At 67.9% G+C, this 19,742-nt stretch carries 12 protein-coding genes and 3 rRNA genes; 1 reads left to right on the top strand and 14 read right to left on the bottom strand.

Annotation, left to right across the window (positions count from 1 at the left end; all coding sequences use genetic code 11):
- Nucleotides 1-274 precede the first annotated feature (274 nt).
- From rrf to AC0VXQ_RS03635, 9 genes are all read right to left on the bottom strand, one after another.
- Nucleotides 275-392, bottom strand: a 5S ribosomal RNA gene (rrf, locus tag AC0VXQ_RS03675).
- 175 nt (nt 393-567) lie between these two features.
- Nucleotides 568-3,661, bottom strand: a 23S ribosomal RNA gene (locus AC0VXQ_RS03670).
- Nucleotides 3,662-4,084: 423 nt separating this feature from the next.
- Nucleotides 4,085-5,615, bottom strand: a 16S ribosomal RNA gene (locus tag AC0VXQ_RS03665).
- Together the 16S, 23S and 5S rRNA genes form the textbook arrangement of a ribosomal RNA operon.
- 446 nt (nt 5,616-6,061) lie before the next feature.
- Nucleotides 6,062-7,375 (bottom strand): tyrosine--tRNA ligase, encoded by a 1,314-nt coding sequence (gene tyrS / locus AC0VXQ_RS03660; RefSeq protein ID WP_207543948.1) that lies wholly within the window; start codon nt 7,373-7,375, stop codon nt 6,062-6,064.
- A 59-nt stretch (nt 7,376-7,434) separates the two neighbouring features.
- Nucleotides 7,435-9,798, bottom strand: coding sequence for a HelD family protein (locus tag AC0VXQ_RS03655; protein WP_081046226.1), 2,364 nt, complete (start codon nt 9,796-9,798; stop codon nt 7,435-7,437).
- Between the two features lie 48 nt (nt 9,799-9,846).
- Nucleotides 9,847-10,431 (bottom strand): adenine phosphoribosyltransferase, encoded by a 585-nt coding sequence (locus tag AC0VXQ_RS03650; RefSeq protein WP_058743497.1) that lies wholly within the window; start codon nt 10,429-10,431, stop codon nt 9,847-9,849.
- Between the two features lie 169 nt (nt 10,432-10,600).
- Nucleotides 10,601-12,046 (bottom strand): argininosuccinate lyase, encoded by a 1,446-nt coding sequence (gene argH / locus AC0VXQ_RS03645; RefSeq protein WP_058743496.1) that lies wholly within the window; start codon nt 12,044-12,046, stop codon nt 10,601-10,603.
- Entirely contained in the window at nt 12,046-13,248 is a 1,203-nt protein-coding gene (locus AC0VXQ_RS03640) for an argininosuccinate synthase (RefSeq protein ID WP_196826334.1), read from the bottom strand. The genes argH and AC0VXQ_RS03640 overlap by 1 nt, the downstream gene beginning before the upstream one ends.
- Nucleotides 13,249-13,354: 106 nt before the next feature.
- Nucleotides 13,355-13,972: a hypothetical protein gene (locus AC0VXQ_RS03635; RefSeq protein ID WP_058731794.1), complete on the bottom strand. Its 618-nt coding sequence runs from the start codon at nt 13,970-13,972 to the stop codon at nt 13,355-13,357.
- Between the two features lie 218 nt (nt 13,973-14,190).
- Here AC0VXQ_RS03635 and AC0VXQ_RS03630 point away from each other — a divergent pair, with 218 nt between their 5' ends.
- Complete coding sequence (locus tag AC0VXQ_RS03630; RefSeq protein ID WP_081046047.1) at nt 14,191-14,640, top strand: ankyrin repeat domain-containing protein; 450 nt, start codon at nt 14,191-14,193, stop codon at nt 14,638-14,640.
- Between the two features lie 70 nt (nt 14,641-14,710).
- Here AC0VXQ_RS03630 and AC0VXQ_RS03625 read toward each other — a convergent pair whose 3' ends face one another.
- The 5 genes from AC0VXQ_RS03625 to argJ all read right to left on the bottom strand — a co-directional run bounded on the left by AC0VXQ_RS03625 (nt 14,711) and on the right by argJ (nt 19,742).
- The gene (locus tag AC0VXQ_RS03625; RefSeq protein WP_058731526.1) at nt 14,711-15,199 is read right to left on the bottom strand and encodes an arginine repressor; all 489 of its coding nucleotides are present in this window, start codon (nt 15,197-15,199) and stop codon (nt 14,711-14,713) included.
- On the bottom strand, nt 15,196-16,149 hold the full coding sequence (argF, locus tag AC0VXQ_RS03620; RefSeq protein ID WP_058731527.1) for an ornithine carbamoyltransferase: 954 nt from the start codon (nt 16,147-16,149) through the stop codon (nt 15,196-15,198). The genes AC0VXQ_RS03625 and argF overlap by 4 nt, the downstream gene beginning before the upstream one ends.
- Before the next feature lie 69 nt (nt 16,150-16,218).
- Nucleotides 16,219-17,454, bottom strand: coding sequence for an acetylornithine transaminase (locus tag AC0VXQ_RS03615; RefSeq protein ID WP_058731528.1), 1,236 nt, complete (start codon nt 17,452-17,454; stop codon nt 16,219-16,221).
- Nucleotides 17,451-18,500 (bottom strand): acetylglutamate kinase, encoded by a 1,050-nt coding sequence (gene argB, locus AC0VXQ_RS03610; RefSeq protein WP_475529153.1) that lies wholly within the window; start codon nt 18,498-18,500, stop codon nt 17,451-17,453. Before argB ends, AC0VXQ_RS03615 begins: the two co-directional genes overlap by 4 nt.
- A 33-nt stretch (nt 18,501-18,533) precedes the next feature.
- A complete protein-coding gene (gene argJ / locus AC0VXQ_RS03605) occupies nt 18,534-19,742 on the bottom strand; it encodes a bifunctional glutamate N-acetyltransferase/amino-acid acetyltransferase ArgJ (protein ID WP_414602876.1) in 1,209 nt (402 codons plus the stop codon).

Raw genomic sequence — 19,742 nt, 5'->3', positions numbered from 1 at the left:
GCTGCTCGCCACCAGTCTACGGAACCGGACACCGGTGCATCGCCACCGGTGTGCGGGAACCTGACGGCCGAGTGCGGGCACGGAGCAGCACGGGCCTGTGGGTGCGCCGCCCCGGAGGGTCGGGAAGGGTCCACGGGCACGAAAAAAAGGGGGCCCCACACCGGGACCCCCACCACCCACAACCACGGACCCCGCCAAGCCCCGCACATCCCACGGGCACAAAAAAAGGGTGGGGATCCCCGACCGGGGACCCCCACCACCATCAAAAAATGAATCTCGGCGGCGACCTACTCTCCCACACACCTACCGGGTGCAGTACCATCAGCGCTAAGAGCCTTAACTACCGGGTTCGGAAAGGGACCGGGTGTACCCCTCTTGCCATAACCACCGAGAAAAACACGGGCCAACCACCATCCAGGCACCCACCACCAACCCCACCCACCAGGGAAACACCCCCAAGGGTCACGGGTTCATGGTCAGCACCCCACACGGGTTGCTATCCCAAAACCATACAGTGAACACGAACACCAACACACGACCATCAAACAACCATGATCACCATGATGTGTAGATAAGTCTTCGGCCTATTAGTACCAGTCAACTCCACCAGTCTTCAGTCCCGGCTTCCATACCTGGCCTATCAACCCCGTCATCTACAGGGAGCCTCACACCCAACAAAAGGGCAAGGAGAACTCATCTCGAAGCAAGCTTCCCGCTTAGATGCTTTCAGCGGTTATCTCTCCCGAACGTAGCCAATCAGCCATGCACCTGGCGGTACAACTGACATACCAGAGGTTCGTCCGTCCCGGTCCTCTCGTACTAAGGACAGGCCTCCACAATTCTCCAACGCACGCAGCGGATAGGGACCGAACTGTCTCACGACGTTCTGAACCCAGCTCGCGTACCGCTTTAATGGGCGAACAGCCCAACCCTTGGGACCAACTCCAGCCCCAGGATGCGACGAGCCGACATCGAGGTGCCAAACCATGCCGTCGATATGGACTCTTGGGCAAGATCAGCCTGTTATCCCCGAGGTACCTTTTATCCGTTGAGCGACGGCCATTCCACAATGAACCGCCGGATCACTAGTCCCGACTTTCGTCCCTGCTCGACCTGCCAGTCTCACAGTCAAGCTCCCTTGTGCACTTACACTCAACACCTGATTGCCAACCAGGCTGAGGGAACCTTTGGGCGCCTCCGTTACTCTTTAGGAGGCAACCGCCCCAGTTAAACTACCCATCAGGCACTGTCCCTGACCCAGATCATGGGCCGAAGTTAGACATCCAATATGACCAGAGTGGTATTTCAACAACGACTCCACCACCACTAGCGTGATGACTTCACAGTCTCCCACCTATCCTACACAAGCCACACCGAACACCAATACCAAACTATAGTAAAGGTCACGGGGTCTTTCCGTCCTGCTGCGCGAAACGAGCATCTTTACTCGTACTGCAATTTCGCCGAGTTCATGGTTGAGACAGTAGGGAAGTCGTTACTCCATTCGTGCAGGTCGGAACTTACCCGACAAGGAATTTCGCTACCTTAGGATGGTTATAGTTACCACCGCCGTTTACTGGGGCTTAAATTCTCCGCTTCGACCCCGAAGGGCCTAACGAGTCCTCTTAACCTTCCAGCACCGGGCAGGAGTCAGTCCGTATACATCGTCTTGCGACTTCGCACGGACCTGTGTTTTTGATAAACAGTCGCTTCCCCCTGGTCTCTGCGACCCATACACGCTCCCCGGAGCAAGCCCGGTTCACGCTCAAGGTCCCCCTTCTCCCGAAGTTACGGGGGCATTTTGCCGAGTTCCTTAACCATGATTCTCTCGAACGCCTTAGTATTCTCTACCTGATCACCTGTGTCGGTTTAGGGTACGGGCAACTAGAACCTCACGCCGATGCTTTTCTCGACAGCATAGGATCACCGAATCCCCCCACCAAAGGGGGTCCCATCACATCTCAGGCACACGGGGCGCGCATTTAACAACACCCCACCCTACATGCTTAGACCACGACAACCACCGCGTGGCCCGGCTACCTTCCTGCGTCACACCTGTTAACACGCTTACCTCCCTGGCTCAGGCCCCACGCTCCCCACCAGAAGCCACACAAAATGCGGCCACAGTGGTTCGGGTGGTTAGTATCACCAGCTCAGTATGGACGGTCCTTCGTCGGTACGGGAATATCAACCCGTTATCCATCGACTACGCCTGACGGCCTCGCCTTAGGCCCCGACTAACCCAGGGAAGATTAGCTTGACCCTGGAACCCTTGATCATCCGGCGGATACGTTTCTCACGCATCATTCGCTACTCATGCCTGCATTCTCACTCGCATAGCCTCCACCACTCGTTCACACGGCAGCTTCACCGGCCACACGACGCTCCCCTACCCAACAACAAAACGCTGTTGCCACAACTTCGGCGGTGTACTTGAGCCCCGCTACATTGTCGGCGCAGAATCACTTGACCAGTGAGCTATTACGCACTCTTTCAAGGATGGCTGCTTCTAAGCCAACCTCCTGGTTGTCTCAGCAACTCCACATCCTTTCCCACTTAGCACACGCTTAGGGGCCTTAGTTGATGGTCTGGGCTGTTTCCCTCTCGACAATGAAGCTTATCCCCCACTGTCTCACTGCCACGCTAAAACTTACCGGCATTCGGAGTTTGGCAGACGTCAGTAACCCGATAAGGCCCATCAGCCAACCAGTAGCTCTACCTCCAGCAAGCAACACGCAACGCTGCACCTAAATGCATTTCGGGGAGAACCAGCTATCACAGAGTTTGATTGGCCTTTCACCCCTACCCACAGCTCATCCCCTCCATTTTCAACTGAAGTGGGTTCGGTCCTCCACGCGCTCTTACACACGCTTCAACCTGGCCATGGGTAGATCACTCCGCTTCGGGTCTAGATCCTGCCACTCACACGCCCTCTTCAGACTCGCTTTCGCTACGACTACCCCACACGGGTTAACCTCGCGACAGAACACTAACTCGCAGGCTCATTCTTCAAAAGGCACGCCATCACCCCAAAAGGCTCTGACGGCTTGTAGGCACACGGTTTCAGGTACTATTTCACTCCCCTCCCGGGGTACTTTTCACCATTCCCTCACGGTACTGATCCACTATCGGTCACAAGAAAGTATTTAGACTTACCAGGTGGTCCTGGCAGATTCACACGAGATTTCACGGGCCCCGTGCTACTCGGGAAACAACACCATGCAGCAGCCACGGTTTCAGCTACAGGACTCTCACCCTCTACGGCACGCCATCCCAGGCGCTTCGCCTACCGCAACACACCACACCACCAGCCGGTAAGAACTGGCACGCATCACTCCCACAACCCCCATGATGCAACCCCTCACCGGTATCACACACCACAGGTTTAGTCTCATCCGCTTTCGCTCGCCACTACTCACAGAATCATTAGTTATTTTCTCTTCCTGAGGGTACTGAGATGTTTCACTTCCCCTCGTTCCCTCCACACACCCTATACATTCAGGTGCAGGTCACCACCCTTGACAAGTGGCGGGGTTCCCCCATTCGGAAATCCTCGAATCAACGTCCTGTTATCGACTCCCCGAGGCTTATCGCAGATTCACACGTCCTTCATCGGCTTCTTGTGCCAAGGCATCCACCGTGCGCCCTAAACAACTTAGCCACACACAGATAATCACAGATACACTCAACAATCGCAGATACACCACACCCAGCAACCACCAGAAACCCAGCAGTCACCAGACACGGCATACCAGAATAAAATTGATGCTCGCGTCCACTATATAGTTCTCAAACAACAACCCACACCACCACCAACACCACACACAACGCATAGCACCAGCAGCAGCCAGGCAAACCCAAGACAACCACCCCAACCCACACCAGCAACAGGAAACCCATCACCAGCACGGGTCAGAAGCTCATTGCCTCAAAACCCAACAGCATGCTCCATCCACTCCACTCACCACACCACCAGCCACACAAGCCAGCAGCATGACAAGAACAGGCGCACATTCCACCCATGAGCAAACCCCACGCACCACACTCGGGCACGAACAGGGCCAACCAAAGTTGAGCTCCTTAGAAAGGAGGTGATCCAGCCGCACCTTCCGGTACGGCTACCTTGTTACGACTTAGTCCCAATCGCCAGTCCCACCTTCGACGACTCCCTCCACAAGGGTTAGGCCATCGGCTTCGGGTGTTACCAACTTTCGTGACTTGACGGGCGGTGTGTACAAGGCCCGGGAACGTATTCACCGCAGCGTTGCTGATCTGCGATTACTAGCGACTCCGACTTCATGGGGTCGAGTTGCAGACCCCAATCCGAACTGAGACCGGCTTTTTGGGATTAGCTCCACCTCACAGTATCGCAACCCATTGTACCGGCCATTGTAGCATGCGTGAAGCCCAAGACATAAGGGGCATGATGATTTGACGTCATCCCCACCTTCCTCCGAGTTGACCCCGGCAGTCTCCTATGAGTCCCCACCATCACGTGCTGGCAACATAGAACGAGGGTTGCGCTCGTTGCGGGACTTAACCCAACATCTCACGACACGAGCTGACGACAACCATGCACCACCTGTACACCAGCCCAAAAGGGAAGAACCATCTCTGGAACGATCCGGTGTATGTCAAGCCTTGGTAAGGTTCTTCGCGTTGCATCGAATTAATCCGCATGCTCCGCCGCTTGTGCGGGCCCCCGTCAATTCCTTTGAGTTTTAGCCTTGCGGCCGTACTCCCCAGGCGGGGCACTTAATGCGTTAGCTACGGCGCGGAAAACGTGGAATGTCCCCCACACCTAGTGCCCAACGTTTACGGCATGGACTACCAGGGTATCTAATCCTGTTCGCTCCCCATGCTTTCGCTCCTCAGCGTCAGTAACAGCCCAGTAACCTGCCTTCGCCATCGGTGTTCCTCCTGATATCTGCGCATTTCACCGCTACACCAGGAATTCCAGTTACCCCTACTGCACTCTAGCCTGCCCGTACCCACTGCACACCCGGAGTTAAGCCCCGGGCTTTCACAGCAGACGCGACAAGCCGCCTACGAGCTCTTTACGCCCAATAATTCCGGACAACGCTTGCGCCCTACGTATTACCGCGGCTGCTGGCACGTAGTTAGCCGGCGCTTCTTCTGCAGGTACCGTCACTTCCGCTTCTTCCCTGCTGAAAGAGGTTTACAACCCGAAGGCCGTCATCCCTCACGCGGCGTCGCTGCATCAGGCTTGCGCCCATTGTGCAATATTCCCCACTGCTGCCTCCCGTAGGAGTCTGGGCCGTGTCTCAGTCCCAGTGTGGCCGGTCACCCTCTCAGGCCGGCTACCCGTCGTCGCCTTGGTAGGCCATTACCCCACCAACCAGCTGATAGGCCGTGAGCCCATCTAAGACCAGTACATAACCCTTTCCACCACCAGCCCATGCGGGCAGTAGTCGCATCCGGTATTAGACCCAGTTTCCCAGGCTTATCCCAGAGTCAAAGGCAGGTCACTCACGTATTACTCACCCGTTCGCCACTCATCCACCCGGTGCAAGCACCAGGCTTCAGCGTTCGACTTGCATGTGTTAAGCACGCCGCCAGCGTTCGTCCTGAGCCAGGATCAAACTCTCCGTTGAAAAACAAAAAGCATGAACACTGGACTCATCAAAATAAATGAACAGCGCAACGCATCACCAGCCACGGGGTGGCCTCCACGCTGCACCAACACTCTGCATGATGACCACAGTCATTCACAAAAAATACTTGGTATGCACCATCAGAGTGAACAAAGCACACTATTGAGTTCTCAAACAACGAACCACACAGCCACCACCAGCCCCGAACACTCGGAACCAGAGACGACCATCGGTCTCTCGGAAAAACGTCACCGTCTCGATCGGCGGCAACCTGTCCACCGTACCAGACCCTCACACCACCCCGCAAACCGGGATGCTCCGTGAAGATCCAGCCGATCAGGACCGGCCCGCCTCGCGGCGACCTGTAAGACTCTACAGACCCCCACCAGGGCACGCAAGCCGGAACGAGATGTCCTCGGTCACAGCCTGCGGACCCCGGCGTCGGGCTAGTCCTGCACGTTCACCAGGGCCATGTTCTTCTTGCCCCGGCGCAGCACCAGGTAGCGCCCGTGCAGCAGGTCCTCGTCGGCCACGACGGCGTCCTCCCCCGCGGCCTTGGCCCCGTTCACCGACACCGCGCCCTCGCGCAGGAACCGGCGGGCCTCGGACTTGGAGGAGGCCAGCTGCGTGGCCAGCAGCAGGTCCGCCACCTGCGGGAGCCGCCCCGCCGGCACCTGTGCGTGGGGCAGCTCGGCGGTGGCCGCCACCAGCGTCGGCTCGTCCAGCGCCACGATGTCGCCGCGGCCGAACAGGGCCTCCGACGCCGCGATGACCTTGTCCGTGGCCTCGGATCCGTGCACCAGGGAGCACACGTCATAGGCCAGCGTCTTCTGGGCCTGCCGGCGGAAGGGCTCCTCCTCCGTCAGCCGCGCCAGCTCCTCGATCTCGGCGCGGGTGCGGAAGGTGAAGACCTTGAGCCGGTCCACGACGTCGGCGTCGGCGGTGTTCAGCCAGAACTGGTAGAAGGCGTACGGCGTGGTCAGCTCGGGATCCAGCCAGATGGCGTTGCCCTCGGACTTGCCGAACTTGGTGCCGTCCGAGTTGGTGATCAGCGGGCTGCCCATCGCGTGGACGTGCTCGCCCTCCACCTTGCGGATCAGCTCGGTGCCGGAGGTGAGGTTGCCCCACTGGTCGGAGCCGCCCAGCTGCAGGGTGCACCCGTACTGCCGGTACAGCTCCAGGAAGTCCATGCCCTGCAGGATCTGGTAGCTGAACTCGGTGTAGGAGATGCCCTCCTCGGAGTTCAGCCGCTTGGCGACGATCTCCTTCTTGATCATGGTGCCCACGCGGAAGCTCTTGCCGATGTCGCGCAGGAAGTCCAGGGCGGACAGCCCCGCCGTCCAGTCCAGGTTGTTGACCATCCGCGCGGCGTTGTCCCCCTCGAAGGACAGGAAGCGCTGGATCTGCCCGCGCAGGGACTCCACCCACTGGGCCACGACCTCCCGGGAGTTCAGCACCCGCTCGGAGGTCTGCCTCGGGTCCCCGATCAGCCCCGTCGAGCCGCCGACCAGCCCCAGGGGCCGGTGCCCGGCCAGCTGCAGCCGGCGCATGTTCAGCAGCTGCACGAGATGCCCCAGGTGCAGGGAGGCCGCGGTCGGATCGAAGCCGATGTAGTACGTGAGGGTGTCCTCCGTCAGGGCCTTCTCCAGGGCCTGGGGGTCCGTGCTCACGTGCACGAGCCCCCGCCACTGGAATTCCTGCCAGATGTTCTGGAAGGTGGGGTCGTTGGCCTGCTCGTCCAGACCCTGCACGGCGTCGATGTTCGCGTTAGTCGTCACGGCACACACGGTACCATCGGGCCCGCGTGCAACCAGCGGTCTCAGTCCAGGCCCGCCGGCATCGGCCCGGAGGAGACCAGGGTGAGCCGCTGGGTCGGGCGGGTCATCGCCACGTACAGGTCCCCCAGCCGACCGTCGGCCGCCTGCACCAGGGCGTTCGGCTCGGCGATCACGACGGCGTCGAACTCCAGGCCCTTGGCCTCCCACGGGCTGAGCACCAGGATCTGGCGCTGCCGGGCCCCACCGCCGGTGCCGCTGCGCGCGCCGAAGGCCTCCACCACGGCCGCGGCCACCGCGTCGTGCTGCTCGGGTGCGGCCACCACGCCCACGAGTCCGCCGGGCACCAGCTCCAGGTCCCGGGCCACGGCCTCGACGACGCCGGCCGGGACGTCCCCGGTGCGCACCAGCTGCGGCGCCCACCGCCCCTCGCGCACGGCCCGCGGCGCGGAGACCTCCAGCCCCGAGGCCCGGGCGACGTCGACCGCCGCACGGGCGATCTGCGCGGGGGTGCGGTAGTTGACGGTCAGCTCCTCCAGGGTGAAGCGCTCCCCCACGAAGGGCTCGAGGGCCTCGGCCCAGCTGTGCGCGGCCGCCGGTGCCGAGGCCTGGGCGATATCCCCGACCACCGTGAAGGACTTCATGGGGCACCGGCGCATCAGCAGCCGCCACTGCATCGGGGAGAGCTCCTGGGCCTCATCGACCACCACGTGCCCGTAGGCCCAGGTGCGGTCGGCCGTCGCGGCCTCCGCCGCGCTCATCCGCGCCGGGCCCACCGCGTTGAGGTCGGCGAGCATCTGGGCGGTGACCACCCCGTCGGCCCCGACATCGGCCAGGGACTCCTCCACGTTCTCGATGGCCTTGGCCGCGTTCTCCAGGTCCGCGCTGCGCTGGGCGGCCGCCCGGGCCGCGGCCGTGCCGACCGCCGCCTCGAAGTCCCCGAGCAGCTCCGCGGCCTCGTCCAGCAGCGGGGCGTCGGCCTCGGTGAACGGGGCCGAGGCCTCCCGGCGCAGCAGCTGACGCTGGGCCGGGTCCAGCGCCCGGGCGGCCGAGTCCAGGTAGCGGGGCTTGGCGAACAGGTCGCGCAGCAGGGTCTGCGGGCTCAGCGGCAGCCAGGCCAGGTTCAGCGCGACCCGCACGTCGCGGGAGGTGCGCACATCCTCGGGCAGCCAGTCCCGGGCGACGTCGTTGCCGGTCTCCCGGGTCAGCTGCTCCTGCAGCTTCTCGGCCAGCTCCCGCACGAGCATCTTCACGAAGGTCTCCCGCGCCTGGTTGTGGGGCTTGCCCGTGGCCCGGGCCCGCTCCCGGGCCGAGCGCACCTGCTGCGGGGTCAGCTCCACGACCGCCGAGCCCACGGTGAGCCGCTGGGTCTGGGTCGGGACCTTCTGCCGGTCGCGCACGGCCCGGCGGATGACCTCGGCCATCTGCAGCGATCCCTTGATCCGGGCGACCTCGGGATCCCGCTCCGGCACCCCGTGCTCCCCGGGGAACAGGTCCGCCAGCGAGGACATGACCACACCGGTCTCCCCCAGGGAGGGCAGGACCCGCTCGATGTACCACAGGAACGAGGTGGAGGGCCCGACGACGAGGACCCCGGACTTCCCCAGCCGCTCCCGGTGGGTGTACAGCAGGTAGGCCGCCCGGTGCAGGGCCACCGCGGTCTTGCCGGTGCCCGGCCCGCCCTGCACGACGCGCACCCCGGGCAGCGGGGCGCGGATGATGCGGTCCTGCTCCGCCTGGATGGTCGCCACGATGTCCCCCATGCGCCCGGTGCGCCGCCGGTTCAGGGCCGCCAGCAGCGCCCCCTCCCCGTGCAGCGCCTCGGCGTCGTCCAGGAAGCTCGGGTCCAGCACGTCGTCCTCGATGCCGCGCAGGGTGCGCCCCTCCAGGATCAGGTGGCGACGCCGGGCCACGCCCTGGCGGTCGAAGGCGGTGGCCTGGTAGAAGGTCCCGGCCTCGGGGGCCCGCCAGTCCACCAGCAGCCGGCCGTGCTCGGCGTCGGTCAGCCCGATCCGCCCGACGTAGCGGCGCGTGCGGTCCTCCAGATCCAGGCGCCCGAAGACCAGGCGGTGATCCACCGCCTCCAGCTGGGCCAGCCGGTCCTCGTAATGGGTCGCGTAGGCGTCGCGCTCCGAGCGGTTCTGGTGCGATCCGGCGGCTCCGGCCCGCCGCACCCCGGCCAGCTTGGCCGCGGTCTCCTCCCGGACCTCGTCCAGGCGGGCGTAGAGCCGATCCACGTACGCCCCCTCCTCCCTCAGGGCGGCCTCCAGCTGGCGGCGCCAGGCGGCCTGCTCGGATTCCGAGGCCTGCTCGGAGGCGGGCGCCTCGGCGTCGTCCTGCGGCGGGGCGCTGACCTCCGAGTCGGCCTCGACGGCGTCGCGAGGGGCGGAAGCGGGGTGCTGGGTCATGGAAACGGGCACGCTCCTGTTCAGAGAAGACCGGGGTGGGCGCGGGGATCAGACGGTGTACAGGGCTCGCACGGCGTCGGCGGGCAGGGGCTCCGGGGCGCCCTCGGTGCGGGTCAGCGCCGATGCGCCGACCAGCGCCTCGCGCCCGCCGAGCCCGTCCAGCTCCATGGCCACCCCGACGCCGGCCACCCGGTACCCGGCCCGGCGCACCAGGCGCACCGCGGCCGCCAGCGTCCCTCCGGTGGCCAGGATGTCGTCCAGGATCAGCACCCGCGCCCCGTCGGGCAGGTCGTCCCGGTGGATCTCCAGGGTCGCGGAGCCGTATTCGAGGTCGTAGTCCTCGGCGTGGGTCTCCCGGGGCAGCTTGCCCTGCTTGCGCACCGGCACGACCCCCACGCCCGCGGCGTAGGCGGCCGCCGAGGCCAGCAGGAAGCCGCGGGCCTCGACCCCGGCCACGGCGTCGAAGGTGCCCTCGAAGCGCTCCACCAGCGCGTCCACGACGGTGCGGAAGGCCCGGCCGTCGGCGAAGACGGGGGTGAGATCGCGGAAGAGGATGCCCGGCTTCGGGTAGTCCGGGATCAGGGCGCAGGTGTCGGCGATGAGGCGGGCGGCGGTGGAGTGGGCATCGTGCATGGGCGGCGCTTCAGTCTTCCGGTGACGGGGCTCCCCGGCGGGGAGAGGGCACACCACAGGCTACGCCACCGGCCGGGTGCGGCGGGAGCCGACGCCGCGGCGAGGGGGCGCGGGAAGGGCCCGGCCCCGGGGGATCCGGGAGCCGGGCCCTTCGGCCGCGGGGAGGGGGTCAGGAGATCCGCTGCTCGCGGGCGGCGAAATCCCGGGCGGGTGCCAGCTGCTCGCGCAGGGCCCGCAGCTGATCGGCCACCGCGGAGGGGGCGGTGCCGCCCTGGGAGGAGCGGGACTCCAGGGAGCCGCGCACGGTGAGCACCTCGCGCACGCCGGGGGTCAGGTGCTCGGAGATCTCAGCGAAATCCGCGTCCGTGAGGTCCCACAGCTCGCAGTCCTGCTCCTCGCACACGCGCACGGCCTCGCCGGCGATCTCGTGGGCGTCGCGGAACGGCACCCCCTGGCGCACCAGCCACTCGGCGACGTCGGTGGCCAGGGCGAAGCCCTGCGGGGCCAGCTCGGCCAGCCGAGCTTCGTGCACCGTGAGGGTGGCGATCATCCCGGAGACCGCCGGCAGCAGGACCTCGAGCTGATCGATCGCGTCGAAGATCGGCTCCTTGTCCTCCTGCAGGTCCCGGTTGTACGCCAGCGGCAGGGCCTTGAGGGTGGCCAGCAGGCCCGCGTGGTCCCCGATCAGGCGCCCGGCCTTGCCGCGGGCCAGCTCCGCGATGTCCGGGTTCTTCTTCTGCGGCATGATCGAGGAGCCCGTGGAGAAGGCGTCGTCCAGGGTCACGAAGGAGAACTCCTTGGTGGCCCAGAGGATGATCTCCTCGCTGATCCGGGACAGGTCCACCGCGATCATCGCGGTGATCCAGGAGAACTCCGCGTACACGTCCCGCCCGGCGGTCCCGTCGATGGAGTTCCAGGTGGCGGAGTCGAAGCCCAGCTCGGCGGCGACGGCGTTGGGGTCCAGCCCCAGGGAGGACCCAGCCAGGGCCCCCGAGCCGTACGGGGAGACCGCGGCCCGGGCATCCCAGTCGAGGAAGCGCTGCAGGTCCCGGGACAGGGCCCAGGCGTGGGCCAGCAGGTGGTGGCTGAGCAGCACCGGCTGGGCGTGCTGCAGGTGCGTGCGTCCCGGCATCGGCGCGTACGGGTGGGCCTCGGCCTGCCCGATCAGGGCGTCGACGACGCCGAGCACCTCCCGGGCGATGATCCCGGCGTGGTCGCGCAGGTACATCCGCCCCAGGGTGGCGATCTGGTCGTTGCGCGAGCGCCCCGCGCGCAGCTTGCCGCCCAGGGCGGGCCCGGCCCGCTCGATCAGGCCCTTCTCCAGCGCCCCGTGCACGTCCTCATCGCCCGGGGCCGGCGCGTAGGCCCCGGAGCGCACGTCGGCCTCGAGTTCGTCCAGGGCCGCGAGCATCCCGTCCAGCTCGGCGTCGGTGAGCAGCTCGCGGGCGTGCAGCACCCGGGCGTGGGCACGGGAGCCGGCGATGTCGTACGGGGCCAGGCGCCAGTCGAACTGGGTGGACTTGGACAGGGCCGCGAGCGCGTCCGCCGGGCCGCCGGCGAAGCGCCCGCCCCACAGGGCGCCGTCGTTGGTGCCGTGCTTGGCGTGCTCGGCCATCACAGCCCCAGCCGCTGGTCCCGGGCGGAGGCGACCTTGGAGGACATCCCGAACAGCTCGATGAAGCCCTTGGCCTGGGACTGGTCGAAGGAGTCGCCCTCGTCGTAGGTGGCCAGGTTGAAGTCGTACAGGGAGGTCTCGGAGCGCCGCCCGGTCACGGTGGCCTTCCCGCCGTGCAGCTGCATCCGGATGTCCCCGGAGACCATCTGCTGGGTGTCGGCGATGAAGGCGTCCAGGGACTTCTTCAGCGGGGAGAACCACTGGCCGTCGTAGACCAGCTCGGTCCAGCGCTGGCCCACGGTCTTCTTGAACCGGGCCTGCTCCCGCTCCAGGGTCACGTTCTCCAGCTCCCGGTGCGCGGCGATCAGGGCCATCGCGCCGGGGGCCTCGTAGATCTCGCGGGACTTGATGCCCACCAGCCGGTCCTCGACGATGTCGATCCGGCCCACGCCCTGGGCCCCGGCCCGCTGGTTCATGATCTGGATGGCCTCCAGCGGGGTCACGGCCTGCCCGTCGATCGCGGTGGGCACGCCCTGCTCGAAGGTGATGACGACCTCGTCCGGGGCCGGCGGGAAGCCCGGGTCGTCGGTGTAGTCGTAGACGTCCTTGGTGGGTCCGTTCCAGATGTCCTCGAGGTAGCCGGTCTCCACGGCCCGGCCCCACACGTTCTGGTCGATGGAGAACGGGTTCTTCTTGGTGGTGATGATCGGCAGGCCGTTGGTCTCGGCGTAGGCGATGGCCTTCTCCCGGGTCAGGGCCAGGTCCCGCACGGGGGCGATGCACTGCAGGTCCGGGCCGAGGGTCTGGATGCCGACCTCGAAGCGCACCTGGTCGTTGCCCTTGCCGGTGCAGCCGTGGGCCACGGTGGTGGCGCCGAACTGCTGGGCGGCGGCCACCAGGTGCTTGACGATGACGGGCCGGGAGACTGCCGAGACCAGCGGGTAGGCGTCCATGTACAGGGCGTTGGCCTGCAGGGCGGGCATGCAGTACCCGGCGGCGAACTCCTCGCGGGCGTCGGCGACGTAGGCCTCCACGGCCCCGCAGTCCAGGGCGCGCTGCCGGACGGTCTCCAGATCCTCCCCGCCCTGTCCGACGTCCACGGCCACGGCGATGACCTCCGCGCCCGTGGCCTCGCCGATCCAGCCGATGGCCACGGAGGTGTCCAGTCCTCCGGAGTACGCCAGCACTACCCGATCCGTCATGTCTCTCGCCTTCCTCGCGGTGTGGCGCGGCGCGGACCCGCTGGGCCCGCGCCGCGCATCGTCATGAATGACTATACAGATATTCGTTTATTTATGCACTCCGGGGTCAGGCGCCCGGGGCGTCGCACGTGACCGGGGTGAAGGTCACCGTGGCCTGGCAGGTGTAGGTGTCCCCGCGGCGCACCGCGGCCGTGCCCCCCACGGCCTTGGCGGTGAACTGATATCCGCCGGCGGAGCCGGCCGGCACCTGACCGTGGAAGGTGATGGTGAAGGAATCCGCGTTCTCGACGACCGTGGCCGGGGGCAGCTCCTGGGTGAAATCATCCGGATGCGCGGCCCCGAACTTCTTGAAACCCGCGAGGCTGTAGGAGGTGGGGGTGGTCGGGGTGGTCCAAGAGGGATCGAAGGGGATGGTGACCACGGCACCGTCCTCCAGGCCCTGCGGGAAGCCCAGCGGGATCCGCCAGTTCAGGGTCTCACCCGAGACCCAGTGCTGGATCGAGGCCTCCCCCGGAGGGGTGGAGTCGTAGGTGACCAGGTTGTCGAAGTTGACGTTCGAATAGTTGTCGTCCGTGTACACGATCCGGGACTTCAGGTACCACCGGGATTCCACGGGGTGGCAGCTGACGGCCAGGGCCGGGACGGCGGAGGCCGCCGCGAGGACCGGGAGGGACCACGCGGCCCCCTTCACGAGGGTGCGGCGGGTGGGTGCGAGGGTGTTCATGATGGGTCCTCCGAGGCAGCGGGCCGACCCGCGGCCCGGGCCGGCCACGACGGTGTGTCCGATCTCATCCAACCACGTTCGCGCCGATCCCGCCCCACCCGAGACCCCGCCCGGCGTGTCGGCCCGGCGTCCCGGCCCTCCTCCGTCCCGCTCCCGCCCCGAGTGTACTACGTTGGGGCATCGTCACCGTGCATCGTCCACCGCGAAGGAGCCCGCCCATGTCCGCCGAGCAGAATCCGCACGCCGAGCCGCAGACCCCGGACGGCACCGCCCCGCTGTCCGACCGGGAGCTGGAGGCCCTGAACCAGGTCTTCGACCTCGCCCGGGACGGCCGGACCGAACAGCTGGCGGCCGTGCTGGAGCAGGGGATCCCGGTGAACCTGACCAACGCCAACGGCGACACCCTGCTGATCCTGGCCGCCTACCGGGAGCAGCCCGAGGTGGTGCGCCTGCTGCTGGAGCGCGGGGCCGATGCGGACCGGCTCAACGACCGCGGTCAGACCGCCCTGGTCTGCGCCGTGTTCCGCAACCACGAGCCGATCGCCCGGATGCTGCTGGAGGCCGGCGCCGACGCGAGCCAGGGCCACCAGAGCCCGGAGGCCGTGGCCGCCTTCTTCGGCCTGCCCGGCATGACCCGCCTGCTGGCCGAGCACCGCGGCGGCGCCTGAGCCGCGGCCGAGCCAGCCCTCCCGCCCCCGTGCGGGGCCGGCCCGTGCGCGGACCGGGCGAGGCGCCGGCTCAGCTCGCCGGCGTCTGCGACCACTCGAGGAAGCGCTGCGCCAGCGCCGCCCCGCCCTGGGGATCCCGGGTGATGACCATGACCGTGTCGTCCCCGGCAATCGTGCCCATCGCCTCGGGGATCGCCGTCTGATCCAGGGCCGAGGCCAGGAACTGGGCGGCCCCGGCCGGGGTGCGCAGCAGCACGATGTTGGCGCTGGCCTCGGCGGTGATCAGCAGATCCTTGAACAGCCCCGCTAGCCGCTGGGGCGGCTCCTGGCCGCGCGGCTGCTCGGTGCCGGCCACCGCGTAGACCAGCACCCCGTCCGGCCCGCGCAGGCGCTGCGCGCCGATCTCCACCAGGTCCCGGGACAGCGTCGCCTGGGTGGCCTTCAGCCCGTCCGCGGCCAGCACCCGCGCCAGCTCCGACTGCGAGCGGATCGAGCGCTGCTCCAGCACCTCGACGATGCGGGCCTGCCTGGCCGTCTTCGTCGCCGGGATCCCGCTCATCGCAGCAGCTCCTCCCCGGCCAGCCCCGAGCGGACCATCAGCCAGGTCAGCAGCGCCTTCTGCGCGTGCAGGCGGTTCTCCGCCTCATCCCACACCGCCGAGCGCGGCCCGTCGATCACGCCCTCGGTGACCTCCATGCCCCGATACGCGGGCAGGCAGTGCAGGAACACCGCCTCCCGCCCCGCGCGGGACATCAGATCCTCATCCACCCGGTAGTCCGCGAAGACCTCCAGACGCTCCGCCTTCTCCTCCTCCTGGCCCATGGACACCCACGTGTCGGTCACCACGACGTCGGCCCCGTCCGCGGCCTCGGCCGGGTCCTCCGTGAGCAGCACGGACCCGCCGGTGGCCTCGGCCCGCGCCCGGGCGGCGTCGAGCACCGCGGTGGGCAGCTGGTGGGAGGCCGGCCCGGCCAGGCGCACGTGCATCCCGGCCGTGACTCCGCCGGCGGCGTAGGAGGCCGCCATGTTGTTGGCGCAGTCCCCGACGTAGGCCAGGGTCCGCCCGGTCAGATCCGCCCCGAAGCGCTCGCGCACGGTGAGCAGATCCGCGAGGATCTGGCAGGGGTGCCAGTCATCGGACAGCGCGTTGACCACCGGGACCGTGGCGTGACGGGCCATCTCCTCCAGCCCGGACTGGGCGTAGGTGCGCCACACGATGGTGGAGACCATGCGGGTCAGCACCCGCACGGTGTCCGCGACGGATTCCTTGTGCCCCAGCTGGGACTCCCCCGGGTTGATCACCAGGGGGTTCCCGCCCAGGGCGGCGATCCCGGCGTGGAAGGAGACCCGGGTACGGGTGGAGGTCTTGTCGAACAGCACCGCGACGGTCTGCGGGCCCGCATAGGGCCGGCGGGCGTACGGGTCGGCCTTCATGCGCGCGGCGAGGTCCAGAACCTCGGACTGCTCGGCCGGGGTGAGGTCCAGGTCGGTGAGGAAGTGGCGGATCATGGGGCTCCTTCGCCGGCCCGGGCTCTGAGGGTCCGGGCCGGGATGCGGTCGGTCGGCGGTTCGGTCGGGTCAGTCGGCGGGGGCGGCGTCGGCGAGGATGCCGGGCAGCGCGTCCAGGAAGGTGCGGGCCTGGTCTGCGGTGAGCACCAGCGGCGGGGCCAGGCGCAGGGTGTTCGGGCCGGTGGCGTTGATGATGAATCCGGCGCGCCGGGCCGCGGCGACGACGTCGGGCCCGGCGGGGGCGGCCCGCTCGTCGTCGGGCGCGGTCAGGTCAGCCCCGATCAGCAGGCCCCGCCCGCGCACCGCGCCGATGCCCGGGGTCGCGGCCAGGCCCTCGCGCAGGTGCGCTCCGACCTCGCGGGCGCGGGTCAGCAGGTCCTCGTCGCGCAGGGCCCGGATCGTGGCCAGCCCGGCGGCGGTGGCCAGGGGGTTGCCCCCGAAGGTCGTGCCGTGGCTGCCCGGGGCCAGGGCACCGGTGGCCTCGGGGGTCAGGGCGAGCATCGCCCCGATGGGGAAGCCCCCGCCCAGGCCCTTGGCCAGGGTGATCAGGTCCGGGCGCTGCCCCGGGTCCCCGAGCACGCGCAGGGACTCCAGCCACAGCCCGGTCCGGCCCATCCCGGTCTGCACCTCGTCCACCACCAGCAGCGCGCCGTGCTCGCGGGTCAGCCGGCGGGCGGCCAGCAGCAGCTCCTCCGGCAGCGGGTGCACCCCGGCCTCGCCCTGGATGGGCTCCAGGATCACCCCGGCGACATCATCGCCCATCGCCTCCTCCAGGGCCTGCGCCGTCGGGGGGATGAACTGGACCCCGCCGGGCAGCGGCTCGAAGGGCTCCCGGTAGGCCGGCTTCCAGGTGGCCGCCAGGGCCCCCGCGGTGCGCCCGTGGAAGGCGTGCTCCAGGGCCAGGATCCGGCGGGCCCGGGGCTCGCGGGCGTTGCCGTGGGCGCGCACGGCCTTCAGGGCCGCCTCATTCGCCTCGGTCCCGGAATTGGCGAAGAAGACGCGGGAGCCGGCCGGGGCGTCGGCGATCTCCAGGAGGGTGCGGGCCAGCTCGATCTGCTGCGGGGTGGTGAAGAAGTTCGAGACGTGCTGGAGGCGGTGGGCCTGGGCCGCGACGGCGTCGGCCCAGGCGGGGTGGGCGTAGCCGAGGCTGTTGACCGCGATCCCGGCCATCAGATCCAGGTAGGTGCGCCCGGCGGCGTCGGTGACCTCGCAGCCGGAGCCCTCGGTGAGCACCAGCGCGGGCTGCCCGAACACGTCGAGCAGGTCCTTCCGGTAGGCGTCCAGATAATCGGCGGGCTGGCTCATGCTGTCCTTCCGTGGGGTGCGGTCTCGGCGGGCGGGGCCGCGGGGGTTTCGTGGGTGCGCAGCGGGTCGATCATCACGAAATCGGCCAGGGGCTTGGGTTCGGGGGCGGGGCCGGTGACCTGGGTGCCGATGCCGGAGTCGGTGAAGATCTCCAGCAGCGGGGAGTGGGCCCGGCGCCCGTCCACGACGGCGGCGGTGGGCACCCCGTTCTCCACGGCTCCCAGGCAGGCACCCATCTTGGGGATCATCCCGGCGTCCAGCCCGGGCAGCAGCTCGCGCAGCTCCTCGGTGCTCAGGGAGCTGATCAGCGAATCCAGGTTCGGCCAGTCCGCGTAGAGCCCTTCGACGTCGGTGAGCACCACGAGCTTGGCGGCCCCGATCGCCGCGGCCACCGCGGCCGCGGCGGTGTCGGCGTTGACGTTGAGCACCTCGCCGGTGAGGGTGTCCTGCGGCAGGCCCCGATCCAGCGCCCGCTCGCCCATGATCTCCGGGGCGATCGAGGAGATCACCGGGATCTTGCCGGCCTCGATCATGGACAGGATCGCGGTGGTGTTGACCCCGACGACCTCTCCGACCAGGCCCAGGTCCGTCTCCTGCCCGTCCACCACGGTGGTGATGCGCCGGGCGCGCAGCAGGCCGCCGTCCTCCCCGGACATGCCCACCGCGTGCGGGCCGTGGGCGTTGATCAGCCCCACCAGCTCCCGGGCCACCTGCCCGGTCAGCACCATGCGCACCACCTCCATGGCCTCCGGGGTGGTGTAGCGCAGGCCCCCGCGGAACTCGCTGGGGATCTCCAGACGCTGGAGCATCGCGGTGATCTGCGGGCCGCCGCCGTGCACGACGACGGGACGGATGCCCACCGCGCGCAGGAACACCATGTCCGCGGCGAAGGCCGCGCGCAGGGACTCGTCGACCATGGCGTTGCCGCCGTATTTGAAGACCATGATGGATCCGGCGTAGCGCTGCATCCAGGGCAGCGCCTCCATCAGGGTCTGCGCCTTCAGCTGGGCGGTCTCGTAGCGGGTGCTGGGGCTGGTCTGGGCCATGAGGCTCCTCGTCAGGGTGGATGCGAAGGGTGCTCAGCTGGAGTAGGCCGAGTTCTCCTCGACGTAGTCGTGGGTGAGGTCGTTGGTCCAGATCACCGCGGATTCCGGGCCAGCCGCCAGGTCGATCTCGATGACCACCCTCCGGTCCCCGGCCAGGTCCACCAGGGAGCGGTCCTGCCCGATCATCCCGGCCCGGCAGACCATGACCCCGTTGATGCTCACGTCCACGTGCTCGGGCTCGTACTCGGCGGCGGTGGTGCCGACCTCGGAGAGGATCCGCCCCCAGTTGGGGTCATTGCCGAAGATCGCGGTCTTCACGAGGTTGGAGCGGGCCACGGCCCGGGAGACCTCCAGGGCCTGGGCCTCGCTCGCCGCGCCCACGGTGCGCACGTGCACGTCGTGGCTGGCGCCCTCGGCGTCGCCGATCAGCTGCAGCGCGAGGTCCTCGCACAGGGCCGTGAGCCCGCGGGCGAACTCCTCGGGGTCGGGGGCGATCCCGCTGGCCCCGGAGGCCAGCAGGGTCACGGTGTCGTTGGTGGACATGCAGCCGTCGGAATCGGCCCGGTCGAAGCTCAGCGAGGCGGCGGTGCGCAGCGCGGTCTCGGCCCGCTCCGGATCCAGGGAGGCGTCCGTGGCCAGGACCACGAGCATCGTGGCCAGTCCGGGCGCGAGCATGCCCGCACCCTTGGCGATCCCGGCCAGGTGGACATCGCCCTGCTCGGTCGTGAGCGTGAGGGCCGCCTGCTTGGGCACGGTGTCGGTGGTCATGATGGCCCGGGCCGCGGCGCGGGCGTGGGCCTCGTCCGAGGCCAGGTCCCCGCAGGCCCGCTCCAGGCCGGCCAGCAGCTTCTCCAGGGGCAGCTGCTCCCCGATCAGCCCGGTGGAGCAGACCAGGACGTCCCCGGCGGCGATGCCCAGGTGCTCGGCCGCGGCCTCGGCGGTGCGGTGGGCGGCGGCGAAGCCCTCGGGCCCGGTGCAGGCGTTGGCCCCGCCGGAGTTGAGCACGACGGCGTCGGCCCGCCCGTCCGAGACCACTTCCCGGGACCACAGCACAGGCGCGGCGGCGAAGCGGTTGCGGGTGAACACGGCCGCGGTCGTGTGCTCGGGTCCGAGCACGCGCACCAGCGCCAGGTCCGGGGCACCGCTGGCCTTCAGCCCGGCGGTGGTCCCGGTGCAGGCCAGCCCCGCGACGGTCTCCAAGCCGGCGCAGCGATCGACGGGCAGATCGGAGTGGTCGGGGAT

It is taken from the genome of Rothia sp. QJM3NY_36 (genome assembly GCF_056173115.1).
The sequence above is the reverse complement of the archived record's forward strand: the minus strand, read 5'-3'. Positions and strand labels throughout refer to the sequence as shown.